Below are 20,584 nucleotides of genomic sequence, written 5' to 3' on the forward strand. Positions count from 1 at the left end.
TATACAAACGATCGGAACTCCGATTAAGCAGGAAACAGAGGGCCATATATGCCTCTTTGTTCGGATATGAAATTATCAGGGAGGGTTGTATGCCAAGCCCACTGCCCGTTGGTGGGGGATTGAGGGTCATATTTCAGTGTATCTTTGAGAGGTGACGTTAGTCTGCATGCAAACAAGTGGGAAATAAAATGACCACGCGTCTGTCGTGTCGGATTGATACATTGCGTCACGAGGCACGGCATCTCGTCGTGCTCGACGGTAGCGTGCAGTTCAGCATGTGACACGGCATGTATTCTGTCGTGAAACGTTTCTTTGAAACGAACGATGCCACCTGGAATGTGCCAGCCGGGGCCGTAGAATTCATCGGATCTCCAGGTCAGCAAAATCTCACCGCGTTCATTTTTGACAAGCAAATCGACGTTAACCATAGGGGTCAAACGACTGACCAATTGAAATACATCTTCGCCCAATCCCTGATGGGGATCGGTAATATGTGCGTCTATGACATGGATTGCGTTTTGGAGATCGGGCATATGATCTCGCTCCCAAGTATTTATGTGTGAAATGACGATGCGCCCACGCTCTACGGCTATGCGACAGAGGCTTTTTCTGGTTCCAGCCAAACCTGGAGGTGGGTGTTTAGGTCATGGTTGTATGGGGAAATGTTGAACTTATCGAAGGCATTTTTCCACACCGGGTCGTTTTCGTACGCATGAATGGCAACTTGCTGATATTTTTTGGCTTTCTCAAGATCGCCAAGCTGCTCATAGCACATGCTGGCGTAATGATATGCTAGGCCGTGATCGTCTTTAGCACGGATCGCGGTTTCAAAACCTTTGAGGGCCAGTTCATACTCACCGAGTTTGAAATCAATGTTGTGGATGAAGTTCACATCCAAGTTAATGTCGTAGGAAATTTCTTGGATGTACTGCGCAGTGAAGTCTTCGGTTTCGACCACGGCCTTTCGGAAATCGCAACCGATGTCGGCAGCGTTGATGTAATTTTTTTCAACGCAAATGTCGTGCATTTCCGCACCCACCAGCGGCGTGGCCACAACGATGATTTTCCAGTTGGCGTTGAGTTTTCTGAGAAACTGGCGGGAATCTTCGATGTCTTTTTTTGTTTCGCCAGGCATGCCGATGAGAATATTGACGTTGGTATAGATGCCAAGTTCACGGCAATCGTCAGCAACCCGTTCGGCGATGGAAAGCTTCAATGGTTTGCGCATGATTTCTTTCAAAACTCGTGCGCTTCCCGATTCCACGGGCAGAACCAGTTGGTCTGCACCGGCGCTTTTGAGAACCTTAAGCATGTCTTTGTCCAGGGCGTACAGGGTCAGGCCGTTCTGGAACACAGCCTTGACGCCGAGGTCGGCGACATAACGGGCAATTTCTTTGGCGCGTTCCGTGTCGGCCATGAAGTGATCGTCCTGAAAGACGAAGATTTTGGCGCCATACTGATCCCTCAGGCGTAGAAGATCATCTTTGACCCGGGGCATGCTGTAATAGCGCATGGACCGGCCGTGTACCTTATGTGAAGCGCAGAACGTGCAGCGGAATGGGCAACCGCGCGACGTCATAATATGGAAGTTGTCGACTTTATCCTTGATCGAGCCATAGGCCATGATCGCAGGGTTGGCGCCGTATTTTTCCATTTTACAAATGTCATAGTCGTAAAACGGAATTTCATCCAAATCTTCGATGAACTCATGTCCAAAAATGGCATTCTCGTCGATTTTTTTACGCGTAATCCAACTGGAATGCTTGTCCAACAAAGCGTAACGGTCTTCGGCATCGATCAGTTTGGCAAAAGGCAATTCACCTTCGCCGTAGCACACGGCATCAAAGTCATCGGTGGCGTTAAACAGATACGCATACATGCTTGTGGGAACGCTGCCGCCGGCGAGCATGAGTGCATCGGGGAAGACTTTGCGACAGCATGCCGCGATGTCGAGGATGTTGAAATACGATGACGAAAAGAGCGCGGAAAGGGCAATGATATCGGGTTCGACCGCCAGCTGATTGCGCAGATATTCTTCATAATACTCCATGGGCGAAGCATGCGAGAACGTATCGATGTCGTTGAGTTCGATGTTGAAATCGAGCAGTTCGGTTTCAACATCGGTTTTGCAATACTGCTTGATGTAAGCGCTTAAGGATAAAGCCCCCAACGGCATGTCGGTCACCAAACTGCCGTATAATTTGCCGTCTTTTTTTCTGACCTGTTTAGAGGTGCTGCGGGGCGCGAGAAAATCGTCAAAAGGAATATGAGGGGGGATGATGAAAAGTATTTTTGTCATGTCTAAGACCCTTAAGACTCGGATTGCAAAATTCTGATGCAGGTTCGTTTATCTTTCTGATAATCACCTTCACAAGGGTGAGTAGCACTTTTCAGACAGTCAAGTGTAACAGCAGAGAACGGCGAGGCAAGGGCGCTTCTATTCCTTGAATGACCTCATGAATTATGGGGTTTTGCTGCTGGTTTTTCCTTCATTAATTGGGAACTTTGGTGAAGCTTATCAAGGTGGATTTGTCGTTCGATAAGGTCGTCGTTTCAGTCGTCCTGAAAACACTGTGCAATTGATTGCGCCAAGCAGGTGACGAGCCGGGTGGATATGGGATAGATTCTCTGTGACGCGTCGAAGCCTTAAAGCTCGGAACCGAAAATAGGATGAATTTATGAGTGATACAGACATGGCGGCGGTTGTTCAGCCTAGAATCTACTCCGCCCCCAAAGTGCGGCTTGAGGATCAGGTTCCCTTGAAAACGCCGTTTTCGGCTCATATCGATGTGTCCAGCCTGTGTAACTTCAAATGCAGCTTTTGTTTTCAAGCCGACAATGCGGCGATGAAACAGGCGAACCTCAAAAGAGGTATGATGCCGGTGGATTTGTTCAAAAAGATCGTCGACGATCTTGGCGAATTCGATGACAAATTGAAGAAAATCAAAATTGGTAATCACGGAGAGCCAACAATGCATCCGGATCTTCCGGAGATGATCGCATACGCCCGTAACAAAGGCGTCGCCGAAACGATTGAGCTGTTCACCAACGCTTCCAAGCTTACACCTGAATTAAACAAAGCCATCGCCGACGCAGGTCTGCAGCGGATCAACATATCCTTGGAAGGCCTGACATCCGAACGCTACATGCAGGTCGCTGGCGTGCGTCAGGACATGGATGAGTTGATCAATAACATCGCTCATTTGTACAGCGTGCGGGGCGATTGCAAGATGTACATAAAAATAGCCGACCGAACCAGCTCGCTGGATAAGGACGATCATCGCATTCATGTTCTCAGTGAACAGGAACGTGAATATTTTTACGCGACGTTCGGAAATATTTGCGACGAAATCTACATCGAAAAAATTGTCCCGCAGTGGGCCGAGACCCAGGCAGACAAGCAAAATGAAGTCGACGAAACGGGGATGTACGATCAAAAAATAAAAAAATACAAAGAAATATGTCCCTTCGTCTTTATGTATCTGCATTTTAACTGCGATGGCACGACTAGCCCCTGTACCTTGGATTGGCCGCGCAAAGTCGTGATCGGCAACGTCAACACGCAAAGTGCTAAGGAAATCTGGGAAGGTGATGCCCTTCGTCAATTGCGCGTGGCGATGCTGAAAGACGCGCGTCACAAGATCAATTTCTGCAACAATTGTTCGGCCCCGATGGTCTGTGTCGACGAAGACCTCGACCCGTACAAGGCGGACGTATTGAAAAAGATGGGCGTGCCCGATGACGAAACGCTGGAAAACAACCCTTGGGTAACTGAATAAGATGGCGAATATGAAAATTTTGGTTTTAGGCTCAAACGGTTTTATCGGACGTAACATCGTCGAGTATCTGGAGCCGAAAGACTATGTCGTCCTATCGCCAAAACGACAAGAGCTCAACCTGTTGGACACCGAAGGCGTCGAGGCATATATCAAGGAACATTGCCCGGATGTTGTCGTTTTCAGCGCTGTAAACATTCAATCTCTGTCCGATAATTTGCAGATGTATTTCAATGTCGAGCGCTGCTCGGATCACTTCGGAAAGATGATCACCATCGGATCGGGCGCGGAATACGATATGCGCCATTATTATCCGATGATGACCGAAGACTATTTTGGCCACCACGTGCCGTGCGATACCTACGGTCTGTCGAAGTATGTCATGTCCAATGACATCGAGAAGAAGCCCCGTAACATCGTGAACTTGAGGGTTCTGGGCATCTTTGGAAAGTACGAAGATTACACACGACGGTTTATCTCGAACAACATCTGTAAATCACTCGCCGGCTTGGGCGTGACGATCAATCAAGACATGAAATTCGATTTCATCTACGTGCAGGATTTCATCAAGATCCTCGAGATGTTTTTCACCAAAGAGACCAAGTATAGAAATTACAATATTTGCACCGCCCAGCCTTTGGGGTTGCTGGAGATCGCCAATGTAATTTGCGAGGTTCTTCCCCACGATGAAACCGTGACCGTCAAAGAAGAGGGGCAAAAGCCAGAATACTCCGCAGACAACGCCCGATTCAGGGCAGAATTCGGTGATTTTTCTTTTACCGATATCAAGGATTCCGTGCGGGAACTTTACCAGTGGTACGCAAACCATCCCGATCTCGAGGAATACTGCGCCAAGCTCAGAGAGGCCGAGTAATCCGACATGGCGAAGTCAAAAAACAGCCTGCTCGACGCGCTAAATGCTCGCCCCATCGCCATTTGGGGAGCGCGGATGACGGGGATGGGCTTTCTGCGCTTCTCAAAATCACATGACTTGAATGTCGTCAGCTTCGTCGACTCAGATCCGGCGTTTGATGGCAAAACGATCAATGGCATACCTGTTCGGCATCCAGACGCGCTGAAGGATCTGCAGCGTGGACATCCCGGCTTGGCAATTGTGATCGCGGTTTCGATCAAAGAAGACGAGATCATCAAGGCGTTGCAGGGCATGAATTTTTCAGGTGAAGATTTCGTCCTGTATTCCGACTATTGCGATTCATTTTATACCATCGACATTGTCGGGACCTGCAATCTGGTGTGCCCGTCTTGCGCACATAGCATAGACGGAGAAAAGTATCCCCGGGGGATGATGTCGTTTGATAATTTCAAACTGGTCTTGGACAAAATCAAGAGCGAGGTTGAAGTCGTCACCCATGTCAGCTTGTACAGTTGGGGCGAGCCGTTTTTGCATCCCGACTTGCCTAAGATCATCAAGCATCTGCACAAGAACGGCATCGCTGCCGCCGTATCGAGCAACCTATCCATTAAATCGGCGGATCAAATTCGGGATGTCATTCAGGCCCGGCCGGAGTACTTGAAAGTCTCCATCTCCGGATACTATCCCGACGTTTACGATCTGACCCATACGGGCGGCGATATCAATTTGGTGAAATCGAATTTGTATCGTGTGAAGCATTACATCGACAAATACAATGCAGGCACATTCGTCGACGTAAACTACCACCTCTACACAAATAACAATCACAAAAACCTGAACAAGATGAAGGAGCTTTGTGATGAACTGGGCTTTACGTTGTCCGCCACTTACGCGCTTGTCATGCCGCTGGAACGGTGCCTGGATCACTGTGACGGTATAGAAGATCCCCAAACCAAAGCGCTCGAAGATATTCTCTTGGTCAATATCGATGAAGGACTGGAAGTTACAAAAGACTTTCGTGCAAACACCTGCCCCTTCAAAGACAACCAAATGAACATCAATTGGGATTTGAAGGTTCCGGTGTGCTGTGTCGTTTTCAACAGAGAGGGCACAATCGTCGCAGACAATTTTCTCGATAGTTCGTTGGTTGAAATCAACAAAAGCAAAGATGAGGCGGAAATCTGTGCGAAGTGCATGGGCTATGGGTTGCCCGCCTATAACATGGGGTTCAATCAAGGCGGCTGGAAAGCTGTTGCCTCTACAAAAACTTCTTCCGACCAATAAGTGGACGTGATGAGACGATGACGAATCAACAAGATTCCCGACCGTGTCGCCTGTGTTCGTCGCCGCTGAACGCGCCGCCGATCATCAACATGCAACCCTTTCCCAAGGCGGCTCAATTTTATCCGCGAGAGGATGAGTTCGCCGAAGATACCGGCATCGTGTTGGACGTTTTTCAATGTCCATCGTGCGGACTTGTGCAATTGAAAATCGACCCGGTGGACTATTTCAAAGAAGTCATTACTGCGGCGGTGTTGTCCCCGCATGCCAAGCAAACGCGATTGAAAGAAATGAACGCTTTTGTCGACCGGTTTGATTTGAAGGGCAAAAAAGCACTGGAAATAGGTAGTGCAAAAGGTGAGATGCTCGATGTGATGGTTGAGGCAGGACTCGACCCCACGGGACTGGAGTATGCGCCCCAATCCGTTGAACATGCGCTCAAACACGGCCGCAACATGCATCGTGGCTACATCGATGATTTCGTTCCCGTCAGCAAGGCGGATGTCTTTTTCTCGTATAACTATCTTGAGCATCAACCGGACACCAAAGCGTTCATTCAGTCGATTTATCGCGTCACGACGCCCGACGCCATTGGTTACGTCACGGTTCCCAACTTGGAATACTTATTGGCGTCGAAGTGTCTGTACGAATTCGTCGCCGATCATCTGGTGTATTTCACCAAAAGCACCTTGTCGTTGGCTTTCGAGATGAACGGGTTTGAGGTGCTGAGCTGCCAAACCATCAACAACGACAACGACATTGAAATCATCGTGCGCAAACGCCGCAATTTAGACTTGTCGCCCTATGTGGCGGAGGTGGATAAGCTTGCCACCGAGTTATTCGAACTGGTCGATCGCTATAAGCGTGACGGCAAAAAAATCGCGGTTTGGGGGGCAGGGCATCGCACCTTGGCGTTGCTCGCGATCAGCCGCCTCACCGAAATTGCGTTCATTGTCGATTCCGCAGATTTCAAGCAAGGCAAGTACAGCCCGGTGACGTTCAACAAGATCGTTTCACCTGGGGAATTGGAGGCATCGGATGTCGATGCCGTCATCATCATGGTTCCGGGACTTTATCCGCAAGAGGTGCTCAAGACTGTGCGAGGATTTGATCGCAAGTTGGAAGCTTATATCCTCAAAGGAAACGAATTGGTCGCGGTTGATAACTAGACCCGATAGATTTGAGTGCAGAAGCTATCAGATCAGAAGGACGAGTAGCCTCAAATGAGAATGAAACTTTCCGATTACGTTGCCCAAAAAGTGGTGGAGCTTGGCATAGAACATGTCTTCATGGTTACCGGCGGCGGTGCCATGCATCTCAATCAGTCGTTAGGCACCCATGACGAGCTCGAGTGCATATTCAATCATCATGAGCAAGCCTGCGCCATGGCGGCGGAATCCTATTGTCGGCTGACAAATCGCCCCGCCTTGGTTAATGTGACATCCGGGCCTGGAAGCATCAATGCCCTGAACGGCGTTTACGGTGCGTGGACGGACTCGATCGGTATGCTGGTCATATCCGGACAGGTAAAATACCAAACCACCGTTCGCAGCACGGGGTTGGCGTTGCGCCAATACGGCGACCAGGAAGTCGACATCCAGCCGATCGCCACGCCGATGACCAAATACTGCGAAATGGTCACCGATCCCGGATCGATCCGTTATCACCTCGAAAAAGCATATTTTCTGGCGGTCAGCGGGCGGCCGGGTCCCTGTTGGCTGGACATACCCATCGATGTGCAGGGTGCACTCATCGAAACAGACGGTTTGATCGCGTTTGACCCGAATGAATTGACGCAACCGTGGAAAGACACGGACCTGGATCAAGCCTGTGACGACATCTTGGCCAAATTGTCCGGGGCGAAGCGGCCAGTCATCTTTGCAGGGGGGGGCGTGCGTCTGAGCGGTCGGCATGATGCCTTCCTAGAACTTGTCGACAAGTTGGGTATCCCCGTTGTGACCGGTTGGAATGCCCATGATGTCATTTGGAACGATCATCCTTTGTATGTTGGGCGGCCGGGAACCGTCGGGGACCGGGCTGGGAATTTCGTGGTTCAGAATGCAGACGTACTTTTGGTCTTGGGCAGTCGATTGAACATCCGACAGGTGAGCTACAACTGGTCCACGTTCGCTGCAAGGGCCTTTAAAATTTGGGTTGATGTCGATACGTTGGAGATGCAAAAGCCGACGGTTAAGGGCGACTTGGTCATCCATGCTGATTTGACCGACCTCCTGCCGGTTCTTGCCGAGCGTGCCGAGGGTGGGGACAAATACACCCACGCCCAGTGGCTCGCATGGTGCCAGGACCGACGCCAAAAGTTTCCAGTCGTTTTGCCGGAATATTGGAAAAACGACACGATCAATCCTTATTGCTTCATGGAAAGCTTATTCGAACGTCTCAACGATGGCCAAGTCATTGTGGCGGCCAACGGTTCAGCGTGTGTCATCGGGTTTCAAGTCGCGAACTTGAAGCAGAACCAACGCCTTTGGACAAATTCGGGTAGTGCGTCCATGGGCTATGATCTGCCCGCCGCCATAGGTGCCTATAAAGGTTCCGGCGGACGGCCGATTGTGTGCATTGCGGGTGACGGTAGCATCATGATGAACCTGCAAGAGCTGCAAACCATCGCAGGCAACAAGATGGCGATCAAAATCTTCATCATCAACAATCAGGGCTACTCATCGATATTTCAAACCCACCGCAACTTCTTCAATGGCGTTGAGGTCGGTGCTGGACCGTCATCTGGCGTGAGCCTTCCGGACTTCGCTAAGATCAGTGTTGCGTTTGAGTTGCCTTATTTTAAATGCGCCACCCATGAAGAGATGGCGACTGCAATCGCAAAAACGATGGCGACGGAGGGGCCCGCAATTTGTGAGGTCATGGTCGATCAGAACCAACCCTTTGCTCCGAAGCTGGCTTCCAAGCAACTGCCCGACGGCACCATCGTATCCCCGTCTCTTGAAGACATGTCGCCGTTTCTTTCAGAACAAGAAATGAAAGAAAATATGCTGGAATGACCGGCACGTGCGGCTAAATGAGTTGAGACTTGGTCTTCACCAGTGTGAGCAAGTCCCTCATTTCTCCAATTGAAGCCATGGCTTGATCTTCAACAACTCCATCATTGTAGCCCGAGGCAAAAAAGATGAAGGGAATGCCTGCCGATTGCGCCGCGCGTTGATCAGTAGTGCTGTCGCCAATCAGTACGGTCGATGATACATCCGCGCCCAAACTCGAAATCGCAACATGGATAGCGTCTGGGTGCGGTTTGGGTTTGATCGAAGGGCCCCCGGCGACGACGCATTCAAAGAAGCTTTCCAGGGCCGTGTCTTTCAGCACCTTTTCGCACAAACCTTGGGGTTTGTTCGTGCAGACAGCCAGCTTAAAACCACGGGCCTTCAAATCAGATAATGTTTCGACAACAGTGGGGTAGATTGAGCTGCGTGGCGTGGTGAGAGCTCTGTATTTTGCTCGAAACTCGTCGATGAGCGGTTGAAGGTCTTCATCGCGCGGGGCCAAGGCGCTTTTGATGAGGCTTCCTGCGCCATAGCTGATCGATTGGCGGAAATGATTGTCCTCTATCGGTCCCAGCCCGCGCTCGGCACGCATGTCGTTGAGGATGGTACGGGTTTCTATGGCGCTATCGACCAAGGTGCCATCGAGGTCGAATAAGATCGAATCCATGAGCAATGTGGCTGGTCCGTGCGTTACCTTGGGAGGTTATGTCCAACGTGATTTCAGCATTTCGATGCGGGTTTCGTCTTCGGTGGAAATGTTTTTGTAGTATTCGCGCTTGTTTTCAAGCCACAAAATTTCGAAATGCACGGCAGCCAACAAGCCTTTTTCGATTTTTGCATCGGAAAGCTTGCTGGCGTCGAAAATAATTTTGCGGGTTTCAAAGCGATCCAGACGGATGGCTTTGATGCTTTGTAATCCAGGCAAGGCCTCGTTGGAAACGCCGCCGCCGACGACAAGATCCAGGTCGTTGTCTTTGCACTTTTGGGCAACGACGCGAACATATTCCTGAACCGATTCCGTATTGATCTTGCCGCGTCCCATGTCGTTGGAAATAGAAAAATCAACGCGACCGAATACAACACCCGGCTTGATGTCCGACTGGGCTGCGACGGCAATCAGACCGTCGAGATTGTTGAAAGCGGTGATCGTCTCAATATTAAAAAGAAAATCTGTATCGGCGTAATCTTCGGGGCTATAGGTTCGCTCAACTGCCTCGAGATATTTTCTCAATGCGTAAGGCGTTTCGACCATGGGGGCAATGATGTAATCCACGCCGAATTGCTTGGCTTCAAGCAGGTCGCGAATGGCTTCGCACCCGCCGATCTTTAAGCCCACGTTTAAGTCCGCGCGACGCGTGATTTCCAACACGCGTAGAAATTCATCGACTCGTGTGCCTTCAGCTTCGAACTCTGATTTGACGCCAAGGTAACCATATTCTTCTTTGCCTTGGCGCAAGATCGCAAGCATATCTTTTTCGTTTTTATTCATAGCATCCTGCTTTGAAGAGTGAGTTCTGTGGAGCGAGTCTAAGTGACGGGCGTAAGATTTTAGTTAATGCGATTTGTGCTTTCATTGATATTGAATGTGCTCACACCTGTCAACGGAACCATCTACGCCAAAAATTTATAATTACACTGAAAATACAGATGGTTATGTGTTTTTGAAAGGCTGGGCATCAATGATCTTCAAAGCTTTGCACGACTTTTTTAAAGCCCGGGGCAATAGGGAACGATAGCGTCCAGCCTAGTGCACGGATCTTGCTTATATCGACAGTTGTGCGCGAAAATTGAGTTCTGAGGTAGTCCTTGGAGGTGTCGAATTTTGATATGACTTTAAGATTGCGCTCTGGAAAAACGTCATCGACCAAGTATTGCGCTAGATCTTTGATACTGATTTCGTGGTCCGTAGCGACGTTGTAGGCTTGGCCGTTTTCACCTTTGAGCAACACCGTGAAAAAGCCGAGTGTCGCATCCGCTATGTAGCAGAAGTTGCGAATGGCGCGGCCGTCGCTATAAAGTGTGATGTCTTGCTTGCGGACGATGCATGCGATGAAATCTTCAAATGACCGCCCGCCATCGAGATCGAGGCCAGGACCGTAAGTTATTGCCGGCCGGACAATTTTGATCGGGACACCGTATTGGTGCATCCAGGCGACGCACATATTTTCACCCATCCGCTTGCTTTCCAGATAGCAAGAAGAAAGTTCCATGGGATCCAATCCGCCAAAGCATGTTTCGGGAACGGGATAATCCTCGTCCGCGACATGCCCATAGACCCCGGAAGTGCTGAAAAATAAAAAGCCATCGACATCGTTTTTAACGGCGAGCTCCAATAAATTTTTGGTGCCAATAACATTGGGCAGGATGGTGCCGACGGGATTGTCCCTGAAAACTTTTGGCGTCGCGTAGCTGGCAGCGTGAATGATGTAGTCAATTTTTTCGTCAATCGAAATTTCGTCGCATACATCTTGAGAGATGAAGAGGAGGTTTTCCGTTTGGGGCACCGAGGCGTACTTTTCGCGGGCCCGTTCGGCATCGCGCACGAGTCCAATGATCTTGATGTTGGCGTCGTTCTTTTCATTGAGAAAAAGCAAAAGATGAACGACATAGGAAATCAAGAACCCTGCGGCACCTGAAATCAATACGGTTTTTCCAGTGAGCTCCTGCCACGGTAAGTCGGCATTGACGATATATGACAGATCATCTTCTATGATGCGGTTTCTCATGAAATTGGATACCCAACCCCTTCAATCTTCTGGTCGAGGACGCGTTTTCTCAGCTGGTTGATCCTCCGATGTTGTGTTGGCAGCGTCAAGGCGCAAGGTTTACTGTCGGTTGGTATTCGCCCACAAAAAGGCTATGTTTGCCCCAATCTCGTCATGACACAATTTATCGCCAATTTTTTGATTTCAGGACTTCGATGAAAATTCTCATTACTGGTGCAGAAGGATTTGTCGGCAAAAATCTTGTCGAGAAGTTTCAACGCGATGGTTGCGACGTTTTACATCCGGGCTTTCAGGAGTTGGACCTCACCTGCGCGCAAAGTGTGCAGTCTTATTTTAATGATAATCCGATTGGCGTCATTGTGCATTCCGCCACTACCCTGCGAAACGGGACGGAATACCCCCACGACGTTTGCGAAAACAATCTGCGGATGTTTTTCAATCTGGTTCGCCAGATGAAACCTTCGACAAAGCTTATTAACTTCGGCAGCGGGTCAGAGTATTCACGAAAATATTGGCATAAAAAAATGCCGGAGACCTTTTTCGACAGTCATGTTCCGGACGATCCGCACAGCTTTTCCAAGTACGTGATTTCAAAATATATCGAGAACAGCACGCATCAAAATATGGTGACGTTAAGAATATTTGGGATTTTCGGAAAGCACGAAGACTACAGGTACAAGTTTATATCAAATGCAATCTGCAAAAACTTGCTGCACCTGGATATCGTCATCAATCAAAATGTGAATTACGATTACATATATGTCGACGATTTTTGCGAGGTGGTTAAGTATTTCGTTGAAAACGATGTCTCGTATCGCTCTTACAACGTCACCCCGACAGCCCCGATCGATCTCATCACCGTGGCAAACCTCATCAACGAAATCAGCGATTATCAAAGTCCTGTGCACGTTTTAAACGACGGAATCGGCATCGAATATTCCGGCGACAATGCGAGATTGTTGAATGAATGTGGTGGTCTTGAGCTTATGAGCTATAGAGATTCAATTTCTGACTTGTATCGCCACTATAAGGCCGAGATCTCCAGCCTGGATAAAGCCGCTCTCGTTGACGACGATTATTTGAACTACGCGAAAAAACTTCGCTCGGAATACTTTTCCAAGAAGGACGACAGCTGACGAATTGCCCGGATCGAGCAGGGCAGGGTTTATCCGCCGCGCAGGTTCTGTTCGATAATGTCGCGATGCTGGTCTTGGTGGAGAAAGAAAAAATTCGTCGGCTCCGTTTCGGCCGTCACACTCTCGATTCTTTCTAACGCCTGATCGACATAAGCAAAACAGTGATAGCCGATGTCGGCCAGTAACTTGACGATATCGTTGGGGTGGTAGCCGAACTTGGCGGACCATTTGCGTAACATTTCCGTGAAAATATAGGGTTTGTCGCGCGCAATCGTCGCGAGGCCGCCTTGAAACACCATCAATTCGGAGCCCTCGACATCACACTTGATCATATCGATATGCGCTCCCGTTTCTTGAACATAGTCGTCGAGCGTGCGCAGTTGGCAAGTGACCAGATTGGAGTCTTCGCGCTCTTGAATGTTTTTCATCGATGAACTGCCGGTTTCTTTCATGTTCCAAAAGAATTCGATCTCACCATTTTCATTCGATAGGGCAAAGTTATTGAGCACGGCTTTGTCGCAGGCATTGAACGCAATATGGCGGCTCAGATAGTCAAACGTGCGCGGAATGGGTTCGAACGAATGAACCCGCTCGACGGTGTCCAACTTGCAGAAATTCAGGGTGTACCAACCGATATTTGCCCCGATGTCAAATATCGTTTTGCTTTTACCCGCAAGATCGAAAATGAGGCCTCTCTCAACCGGATCGAAGGATTTGAAATTGAGAATTTCGATGGGGATGAAGCGCGAGTCATGGGGGTCTAGATACAGTTTGATCCCTGTCTCTTTCATCGTCACGAATATCTTTGAGTTGTCGATCGTGATGGATTCAATATCTGTATCTTTAATATACTCGAAATAATCGAAAAGAATGGCATGCTTTTGATGCATGGCGCTGATGTAGCTGTGCTTATCCAATTCTTTGGACGCATACTGTTCATAGAGTTCATGCAGCTTCATGGAATACCAATCGGACAGTTAATAAAGACCATCAATGATGGGGGACAGGGGTGTGTGGTGTTCATTCCATCAAAACCCAACCAACCGCTTTGATGTCCTGTACGGCAAGGATTTTGCCACTCGAGCGTCCTTGTGGATAGCTATATTTCCGTGCGACCTCCATCGTTTTCCGTCTCAGAGCCAGGGTGCGTTTACCCATCGTAAATGCACTGCTAAACTTTACCACCTAAAGGGCGTCTTTTTCTTGAAATTTCATGAAATCTAAGCACTTAAGGTAAGAAAATTTGTTCGTCTCATGTGTTACGCATATCTCGCAATTGCGGACGCATCGTTGACGATCGTTTGTTTTGGAGCCAGAACAGCCACCATGACGCATTCATCCCCGAAAAAAGAACAAATCCGCGCTCAAATTGCGGCCTTGGTCGAAGAGTATGCCGCAGAGGAATTCAAGCAAAAGGCTTTCGAGCCCGGGGCGACCGCGGTCCCGCCTTCGGGTAAGTTGTTGGGGGCGCAAGAGCTAAAAAATCTCGTGGATGCTTCTCTTGATGCGTGGCTGACGACAGGACGTTTCAACGCAGAATTCGAAGCGAACCTCGCCAAGTTTTTGGGTGTAAAGCACGTGATGACGACCAATTCGGGGTCGTCGGCAAATTTGTTGGCTTTGGCGGCGCTGACATCGCCCAATCTTGGCGACAAAGCATTGAAGCCGGGCGATGAGGTGATCTCGGTTGCGGCGGGCTTTCCGACCACCGTCAATCCGTTGTTACAGTATGGACTGGTCCCGGTGTTCGTCGATATCGACATTCCCACCTACAACATCGACCCAACGGCCATCGAGGCGGCGATCAGCGACAAAACCCGCGCCATCATGCTTGCGCACACCCTGGGCAATCCATTCGATCTTGAAACCGTGATGCGGCTTGCGCACAAGCATGACCTGTGGGTGATCGAGGACACCTGCGATGCCTTGGGCTCCACATACACGCCAAGTGCGCCATTGGAACGCAATCGAGACAAGATCATCGCGGCGGATAAGCCGCGCCTAGTCGGTACATTCGGCGATGTCGCGACGTTGAGCTTTTATCCCGCTCACCATATCACCATGGGCGAAGGCGGCGCCGTTTACACCAACAGCGGAAAGCTCAAGCCGATCATCGAATCGTTTCGCGACTGGGGCCGCGATTGCTTTTGCGCACCGGGGCGCGACAACACCTGCGGCAAACGTTTTTGCTGGCAGCTGGGCAACATGCCCGAAGGCTATGATCACAAATACATATACAGCCACGCCGGATACAATATGAAGATCACCGACATGCAGGCTGCATGCGGTGTCGCGCAATTGGACCGGATCGACGATTTCGTCGCGGCGCGCAAAGCCAATTTCGCTTATCTGTACGCCGGCTTGAAATGCTGTGAAGAGTTTTTGATTTTGCCCGAAGCGACGCCGAACTCAAGCCCGTCTTGGTTTGGCTTCACGCTCACATTGCGCGATAGCGCGCCGCTCAGCCGCATCGAATTGTTGCGAAAACTCGAAGAGCGCAAGATCGGTACGCGATTGCTGTTCGCCGGCAACATTACATGTCAGCCCTATATGGCGGGGCGCAATTTCCGGGTGAGCGGATCGCTGGAGAATACCGATTTGGTGATGAACAATACGTTCTGGGTCGGGGTTCAGCCCGCCCTGACGAAAGAGATGTTGGATTACCTGATAGATACCATCAAGGGCAGCTTCAACGTCGCCTAACAAAGTCTGGATACGGCCTTTTCATTTCATTAAATTGGGGTTTAGCGCTTTGCGAATTTGATAATTCTTTCTGCGAAACCACTCGATTGTCTTGATCGCTACGGCACACAGGCCTTTTGGCATGAAGGTCAAAATCCATACATACATCATTGTCAAATCAGACGTCACTTCGCGCAGTTTTTCGCCGTACTTCTTATAGGATTCCCTGTCTAAAATACCTTGTGCGCGGATACCCAGTAAGTATCGCCATCTCAAGATTCCGGTTTTCTGTTGCAGCGCTCGCCGTGCGATGGTTTTACTTGCGTCACTGTAGCTGTCTGGCAACAAAGCGATCACGTTCGGCCATGTTTCGAAGATATTGACGAAAAAATACGATCCCCAGCCCGGTTTTCGAACTGGCGATTTCAAGGATACGATGATCGCATCCGGGGCCCAATATAATCGAAACCCAGGTTTGGTGATGTAATCGAACACAACGCCGACATGGCCAAATCCGGTGTATCGGTATTTTTCAAAATGTCCATTTTGAATCGCATTTCTGTGAAAGATCGTGCAGCCAAGACATGAAATAATCCACCCAAGTTTTTCCAGCGTTTCGGTCTTGTCGGTAAATACTTTTTCCTCGACTTCTCTTTTGCGCCCGACCAGGTCGGTGACGATAAAGTCATAATGCGTACCGTCATCTGGCAGGATGTCCAAAATCATATCGAGGGTTTTTGGGGGAATCTCGAATCCGTCGCCGGTGACCCAAGTGTACTCGGCCTCAGACAAGCTCAAGGCTTTCTGGACGTTTTCATCGACGTCGACGGTTTTCTCGAACGTTGAGCACACGATGTACGGGTATTGCTGTTGCCACTTTTCAACAACCTCAAGCGTATTGTCGGAAGAGCCATTGTTAGAAATGTAGATGGCAATATCGTGCTCGCGCACCACAGGGACGTACGTTTGCAAAAAGAAATCAAGAATGTCCGCCCTGTTGTAGGTCGGCACGGCAATGGCAAGTTTTTTATTGGCCGGCATGTGAGGTTCAATATCCCCGTTGTAAAATCATCGTTTCGTTGCGCCCGGCGATGTCGTTCGATATCCGTCCGTTCAACGTGATTGGGCGCAGAAATTAAGTATCCGTCACTACCTGAATATGGTTCAGCGCCTGCTGTGTCCGGCTTAAGGCCTGCGCGTGGGTGTCGCCGGTCGCGATGACAACAGCAGCCGTGCATCCGGAATGGATCGGGCGGATGATTTCATCGCCGGGCTTCACCCAACAATCGACGAATTCCACGCCCTTGACATCGGCGGCTTGCTCAATGCCGCTGACCGATGTGACGCGCCCCGGCGGCACGAACAAATAACGCTGCACCACCGGACGTTGGAATTTGGGTTTAAGGTCTTGCACGTCGATGCGGTCACCCATGGCTAACTTGATGGCGGCTTCGACTGTGCTGACGCCGGTGTTGAGCGGGATTTCATGGGTGCAGAAAAATCCGCCGCTCAAACGCGCGGCCAGTTCGATCACGTAGGCTTTGCCATCCGAATAGACCATGTCGCCTTTGACGATGCCGTTGCGCACGCCCAGGCTGTCGGCGGCGTCTTGCACCACCCGGCAAATGGCGGCTTGGGCCTCGGCATCGAGAAAGCTCGGCAGGTCGCCGCCGTTCTCGATCATATAAGGCGCGTAGGTGTCGAGCAGTTCGTAATTGCGGTCCGAAAAACCCGGAGTGTAGGCCACGCCATCGACCACCACGCTTTCGGTGCTGACCTGTGGGCCGCTCATATAGCTTTCCGCCATCACCCGCCCGGTGGGCGATTGTTCTTTCGATGTGGCAAAGGCCCAATCCAGATCGATGTCTTGGGTCAAACGCAACACCCCGCGCGAGCCGCGGCTGTCGATGGGTTTGATCACCAAGGGCAGGCCGCGCTCCGCGACGATGGCGGCAAGGTGCGCCGCGTCGCTCACTTCGTCAAACCACGGAATGGCGACGCCGTCGTTTCGGAACTTCTGTTTCATCGCCAATTTGTTGATGGCGAGGTTCGCCGTGGCGCTGCCGATGGTCGGCAAACCCAAGGCCTCCGCTACGCCCGCAACGGTGTGCGGCACGTCGGTCGCCATGCACATGACGCCATCCAGCAAGCGTTGTTCACGATGAAATTTGACCGCCTCCGCCGTGGTTTGCTCGACACTGTAGGTGTCGGCGATCAGTTTGGCGTCGGCGTAGGCAAAACCCGGCGCATTCGGATTGCGGTCGCTGACGGCGACGAACAGGCCCATGTCCTTGGCCATGCGGATGCCGGGCACGGCTTGCACGCCGCCGCCAACCATGAGCAAGGCGCGGCTCAAAAGTAGAGCCCCCCGTTGACATTGATGGTCTGCGCCGTGATGTATGACGATTTGTCGGATGCGAGATACACCACCGCATCGGCGACTTCATCGGGTGTGCCGAAGCGCTTCATCACCACGTTTTTGGCAGCCTCTTGCACCGCTGCGGATTGCATTCCGGCGGCGGCCATTTCGGATTCGATCAAGCCCGCCGCGACGGTGTTGCAGCGAATGTTGTCAGGTGCGCCGAAGCGTGCGATCACCTGCCCCAAAGAGATCAGGCCCGCCTTGGACGCCGCGTAATGCGCGGTACGCGGGCCACCGTATTGGCCGCTGACGGAACCGATGTTGACGATCGATCCGCCGCCGCGTTTTTTGAGGAACGCCAAGACCTCTTGTGCGCAGATGAACGGACCCTTGAGGTTCACGCCCAAGATTTCGTCCCAGTCTTCATCGGTGATCTGATCGAAATCGGTGGGATTGTTGATGCCCGCATTGTTGACCAAGATGTCGATGCCACCGAGATCGCGTTCCGCCTGGTCATAGGCCGCGCGCATGGCGGCGCGGTCGCGCACATCGGCTTGAACGGCGATGGCTTTGCGTCCTTGGGCGGCGATGTCTGCACACACGGCTTGGGCCATGTCGGCATTGCTTTGATAGCTCAACGCCACATCTGCACCGGCAGCAGCCAAGCCTTTGGCGATGGCGGCACCGATCCCGCGACTGGCGCCGGTGACAAAGGCGATTTTACCCGCAAGCAGCATGACGTGTCCTTACTTTCGTTTGATCGCGCGACGTGCGGCATCGGCGATATGCGTGATGCCGAGATTGTAGTGTTGCACCAGTTCGTCCGGTTCGCCCGATTGGCCGAAGCGGTCGTTGACGGCGATGAATTCAACCGGGCAGGGGCTGCGTTGGACGAGCGATTCTGCCACCGCACCGCCAAGTCCGCCGAACATGTTGTGATCTTCCGCCGTCACCATGCAGCCGGTTTCGATCGCGCAGCGTTGCAGCAGGTCGTGATCCAGCGGCTTGATGGTCGCCATGTTGACGACCCGCGCCGAAATGCCTTCGCCGTTCAAGAGTGTGGCGGCATCGAGTGAGCGGGCAACCTGAACACCGCAGGCGACGATGGTCACGTCGGTGCCGTCGCGCACGATTTGCCCCTTGCCGATTTTAAAGGTGTGCTCAGAACCGAAAATGCGCGGCGTCGGGCTGCGCCCGGTGCGCATGTAGACGGGACCGACGTGTTCGATCATGGCGCGGGTCGCCAACTCCGTTTCGATTTGATCGGCGGGACTGATCACGGTCATGTTGGGAATGGCACGAAAGGCGGCCAAGTCTTCCAAGCATTGCGCCGACGCACCATCCGGTCCGACATCCAGGCCCGGATGCGAGGCGACAATCTTGACGTTGCGGTTGGCGTAAGCCACCGACAGACGCGCTTGTTCCAGGGCGCGCAAGGCGAACACCGCGAACGTGGTAACCACCGGGATCAACCCCGTCGCGGCCATGCCGCCGGCCGCCGCGACCATGTTTTGTTCGGCGATGCCGAATTGGTAGAAGCGGTGACCATGGGCGGTGCGAAAGTTATGCGCACCGGTGCCGCCCGCGACGTCGGCGTCGAGTACCACCAGATTGGGAAATTCGTCAGCCAAGCCAACGAGCGCTTTGCCGAAGGCTTCACGCAGGGAATCGCCGCTGCTGCCGATCAGTTGCGGTGCGTTGCTCATTGCGTGTGCCCCCCATGGATCGTGCCGTCGAGCCAGCCGGGCACGTCGCTTTGCGCTACGCCCAAGTCGATCAGGGATTTTTCGGTGTCGTCCAAGCTCATGGTCACGCTGCCGTGCCAGGTGGGGTAGTTCTCCATGAAGCTCACGCCTTTGCCCTTGAGCGTGTGGGCTAGGATCAACGTCGGTTTGCCGGTGGTGCGTTTGGCTTCGGCGACCGCGGCCTCGATGGCGGCGAAGTCGTGGCCGTCGATTTCAACCACATGCCAGCCAAAAGCGCGCCATTTGTCGGCCAGCGGTTCCAAGCCGATGATGTTTTCGTTCAAGTCGTCGCTTTGCATTTTGTTGTAATCGAGAATGGCGGTGAGCTTGTCGAGTTTATAATGCGCTGCGCATTGAGCCGCTTCCCAAACTTCGCCTTCTTGCATTTCACCATCACCGAGCATCACGTAGACGCGGCCGCTGCCGCCTTGGTGACGGATGCCCAACGCCATGCCGAGCGCGGCGGAAAAACCCTGGCCGAGCGATCCGGTGCTGGTTTCCACATGGGGCAATGCGCCGACGTGGGGATGGCCTTGCATGGTTGAGCCCAATTTGCGCAGTTGCAGCGGATCGGTCGGTGAAATCTGGCCTTTGACAGCCAAAGCGGCATAGAGCGCCGGGCAGGCATGGCCCTTGGACAAAATGAAGCGGTTGCGTGTCAAATCGCCGTCGCGCGGTTCTTCATCGCCGATTTCAGCGCTGTACAGATACGCCAGAAGATCGGCGGCAGAAAGCGCCCCGCCCGGATGGCCGGAGGTCGCGACATAAATGGACGCGATGGAATGGCAACGGATCAAACGCGCGGTTTCGCGGAGGTCCGGATGAGAGGGTGAGGTCGTCATATGGTGCTCATCATTCAAAAATTCTGTTCGGATGAAGTGCTGTATTTCATGCGTCGTCTGATTGGCTTTCGTGCCAGTCCCGACCTATGATAAGCTCTTCCCCGCAAGGTGGAAAGCGCCTTTGAGCAGGTAAATGCCCAGAAAGG

18 protein-coding genes are annotated in these 20,584 nt (G+C 51.6%); 7 read left to right on the forward strand and 11 right to left on the reverse strand.

The annotated features are described in order from the left end of the window. Positions 1-23 precede the first annotated feature (23 nt). Positions 24-533 carry an NUDIX domain-containing protein gene (locus VIN96_RS02320; RefSeq protein ID WP_331893816.1) on the reverse strand — a complete coding sequence of 170 codons (510 nt, stop codon included), beginning with the start codon at positions 531-533 and terminating at the stop codon, positions 24-26. Between the two features lie 56 nt (positions 534-589). Continuing rightward, complete coding sequence (locus VIN96_RS02325) at positions 590-2,299, reverse strand: B12-binding domain-containing radical SAM protein (protein ID WP_331893817.1); 1,710 nt, start codon at positions 2,297-2,299, stop codon at positions 590-592. A gap of 394 nt (positions 2,300-2,693) precedes the next feature. Between VIN96_RS02325 and VIN96_RS02330 the strand changes: the two genes are divergently transcribed. From VIN96_RS02330 to VIN96_RS02350, 5 genes are read left to right on the forward strand one after another with little or no spacing between them, the layout of a single operon-like run. Beyond that, entirely contained in the window at positions 2,694-3,779 is a 1,086-nt protein-coding gene (locus VIN96_RS02330; RefSeq protein WP_331893818.1) for a radical SAM/SPASM domain-containing protein, read from the forward strand. 10 nt (positions 3,780-3,789) lie between these two features. Next, on the forward strand, positions 3,790-4,650 hold the full coding sequence (locus VIN96_RS02335) for an NAD(P)-dependent oxidoreductase (RefSeq protein WP_331893819.1): 861 nt from the start codon (positions 3,790-3,792) through the stop codon (positions 4,648-4,650). Between the two features lie 6 nt (positions 4,651-4,656). Then, complete coding sequence (locus VIN96_RS02340; protein ID WP_331893820.1) at positions 4,657-5,934, forward strand: radical SAM protein; 1,278 nt, start codon at positions 4,657-4,659, stop codon at positions 5,932-5,934. Positions 5,935-5,951: 17 nt separating this feature from the next. After that, a complete protein-coding gene (locus VIN96_RS02345) occupies positions 5,952-7,100 on the forward strand; it encodes a methyltransferase domain-containing protein (protein ID WP_331893821.1) in 1,149 nt (382 codons plus the stop codon). A 54-nt stretch (positions 7,101-7,154) separates the two neighbouring features. Continuing rightward, the gene (locus VIN96_RS02350) at positions 7,155-8,948 is read left to right on the forward strand and encodes a thiamine pyrophosphate-binding protein (protein ID WP_331893822.1); all 1,794 of its coding nucleotides are present in this window, start codon (positions 7,155-7,157) and stop codon (positions 8,946-8,948) included. A gap of 13 nt (positions 8,949-8,961) precedes the next feature. Here VIN96_RS02350 and VIN96_RS02355 read toward each other — a convergent pair whose 3' ends face one another. The 3 genes from VIN96_RS02355 to VIN96_RS02365 form a co-directional block, all read right to left on the reverse strand. Further along, a complete protein-coding gene (locus tag VIN96_RS02355) occupies positions 8,962-9,612 on the reverse strand; it encodes an HAD-IA family hydrolase (protein WP_331893823.1) in 651 nt (216 codons plus the stop codon). A gap of 36 nt (positions 9,613-9,648) precedes the next feature. Then, positions 9,649-10,434: an aldolase gene (locus VIN96_RS02360; RefSeq protein WP_331893824.1), complete on the reverse strand. Its 786-nt coding sequence runs from the start codon at positions 10,432-10,434 to the stop codon at positions 9,649-9,651. 187 nt (positions 10,435-10,621) lie between these two features. Continuing rightward, positions 10,622-11,671 (reverse strand): NAD-dependent epimerase/dehydratase family protein, encoded by a 1,050-nt coding sequence (locus VIN96_RS02365; RefSeq protein WP_331893825.1) that lies wholly within the window; start codon positions 11,669-11,671, stop codon positions 10,622-10,624. A gap of 194 nt (positions 11,672-11,865) precedes the next feature. On the opposite strand from VIN96_RS02365, the gene VIN96_RS02370 reads away from it, so the two are divergent. Further along, positions 11,866-12,807, forward strand: coding sequence for an NAD(P)-dependent oxidoreductase (locus tag VIN96_RS02370; RefSeq protein ID WP_331893826.1), 942 nt, complete (start codon positions 11,866-11,868; stop codon positions 12,805-12,807). Between the two features lie 29 nt (positions 12,808-12,836). Here VIN96_RS02370 and VIN96_RS02375 read toward each other — a convergent pair whose 3' ends face one another. Continuing rightward, the gene (locus VIN96_RS02375) at positions 12,837-13,766 is read right to left on the reverse strand and encodes an FkbM family methyltransferase (protein ID WP_331893827.1); all 930 of its coding nucleotides are present in this window, start codon (positions 13,764-13,766) and stop codon (positions 12,837-12,839) included. A gap of 367 nt (positions 13,767-14,133) precedes the next feature. Here VIN96_RS02375 and rfbH point away from each other — a divergent pair, with 367 nt between their 5' ends. Continuing rightward, a complete protein-coding gene (rfbH, locus tag VIN96_RS02380) occupies positions 14,134-15,510 on the forward strand; it encodes a lipopolysaccharide biosynthesis protein RfbH (RefSeq protein ID WP_331893828.1) in 1,377 nt (458 codons plus the stop codon). Positions 15,511-15,531: 21 nt separating this feature from the next. On the opposite strand, the gene VIN96_RS02385 is transcribed toward rfbH, so the two are convergent. The 5 genes from VIN96_RS02385 to VIN96_RS02405 form a co-directional block, all read right to left on the reverse strand. After that, positions 15,532-16,530: a glycosyltransferase family 2 protein gene (locus VIN96_RS02385; RefSeq protein ID WP_331893829.1), complete on the reverse strand. Its 999-nt coding sequence runs from the start codon at positions 16,528-16,530 to the stop codon at positions 15,532-15,534. Positions 16,531-16,624: 94 nt separating this feature from the next. Then, positions 16,625-17,845 carry an ATP-grasp domain-containing protein gene (locus VIN96_RS02390; protein WP_331893830.1) on the reverse strand — a complete coding sequence of 407 codons (1,221 nt, stop codon included), beginning with the start codon at positions 17,843-17,845 and terminating at the stop codon, positions 16,625-16,627. Then, a complete protein-coding gene (locus VIN96_RS02395) occupies positions 17,842-18,588 on the reverse strand; it encodes a 3-oxoacyl-ACP reductase family protein (RefSeq protein ID WP_331893831.1) in 747 nt (248 codons plus the stop codon). The genes VIN96_RS02390 and VIN96_RS02395 overlap by 4 nt, the downstream gene beginning before the upstream one ends. Before the next feature lie 9 nt (positions 18,589-18,597). After that, complete coding sequence (locus tag VIN96_RS02400) at positions 18,598-19,557, reverse strand: transketolase family protein (protein WP_331893832.1); 960 nt, start codon at positions 19,555-19,557, stop codon at positions 18,598-18,600. Beyond that, positions 19,554-20,438, reverse strand: a complete 885-nt coding sequence (locus VIN96_RS02405) for a transketolase (protein WP_331893833.1) — start codon at positions 20,436-20,438, stop codon at positions 19,554-19,556. The genes VIN96_RS02400 and VIN96_RS02405 overlap by 4 nt, the downstream gene beginning before the upstream one ends. Between the last annotated feature and the right edge of the window lie 146 nt (positions 20,439-20,584).

Source organism: Magnetovibrio sp., assembly GCF_036568125.1.
Lineage (GTDB): Bacteria > Pseudomonadota > Alphaproteobacteria > Rhodospirillales > Magnetovibrionaceae > Magnetovibrio.

Bases quoted from the DNA above. Each gene is read 5' to 3' on its own strand.
- VIN96_RS02320 (WP_331893816.1), bottom strand. From the start codon at position 533: ATGCCCGATCTCCAAAACGCAATCCATGTCATAGACGCACATATTACC.
- VIN96_RS02325 (WP_331893817.1), bottom strand. From the start codon at position 2,299: ATGACAAAAATACTTTTCATCATCCCCCCTCATATTCCTTTTGACGAT.
- VIN96_RS02330 (WP_331893818.1), top strand. From the start codon at position 2,694: ATGGCGGCGGTTGTTCAGCCTAGAATCTACTCCGCCCCCAAAGTGCGG.
- VIN96_RS02335 (WP_331893819.1), top strand. From the start codon at position 3,790: ATGAAAATTTTGGTTTTAGGCTCAAACGGTTTTATCGGACGTAACATC.
- VIN96_RS02340 (WP_331893820.1), top strand. From the start codon at position 4,657: ATGGCGAAGTCAAAAAACAGCCTGCTCGACGCGCTAAATGCTCGCCCC.
- VIN96_RS02345 (WP_331893821.1), top strand. From the start codon at position 5,952: ATGACGAATCAACAAGATTCCCGACCGTGTCGCCTGTGTTCGTCGCCG.
- VIN96_RS02350 (WP_331893822.1), top strand. From the start codon at position 7,155: ATGAGAATGAAACTTTCCGATTACGTTGCCCAAAAAGTGGTGGAGCTT.
- VIN96_RS02355 (WP_331893823.1), bottom strand. From the start codon at position 9,612: ATGGATTCGATCTTATTCGACCTCGATGGCACCTTGGTCGATAGCGCC.
- VIN96_RS02360 (WP_331893824.1), bottom strand. From the start codon at position 10,434: ATGAATAAAAACGAAAAAGATATGCTTGCGATCTTGCGCCAAGGCAAA.
- VIN96_RS02365 (WP_331893825.1), bottom strand. From the start codon at position 11,671: ATGAGAAACCGCATCATAGAAGATGATCTGTCATATATCGTCAATGCC.
- VIN96_RS02370 (WP_331893826.1), top strand. From the start codon at position 11,866: ATGAAAATTCTCATTACTGGTGCAGAAGGATTTGTCGGCAAAAATCTT.
- VIN96_RS02375 (WP_331893827.1), bottom strand. From the start codon at position 13,766: ATGAAGCTGCATGAACTCTATGAACAGTATGCGTCCAAAGAATTGGAT.
- rfbH (WP_331893828.1), top strand. From the start codon at position 14,134: ATGACGCATTCATCCCCGAAAAAAGAACAAATCCGCGCTCAAATTGCG.
- VIN96_RS02385 (WP_331893829.1), bottom strand. From the start codon at position 16,530: ATGCCGGCCAATAAAAAACTTGCCATTGCCGTGCCGACCTACAACAGG.
- VIN96_RS02395 (WP_331893831.1), bottom strand. From the start codon at position 18,588: ATGCTGCTTGCGGGTAAAATCGCCTTTGTCACCGGCGCCAGTCGCGGG.
- VIN96_RS02400 (WP_331893832.1), bottom strand. From the start codon at position 19,557: ATGAGCAACGCACCGCAACTGATCGGCAGCAGCGGCGATTCCCTGCGT.
- VIN96_RS02405 (WP_331893833.1), bottom strand. From the start codon at position 20,438: ATGACGACCTCACCCTCTCATCCGGACCTCCGCGAAACCGCGCGTTTG.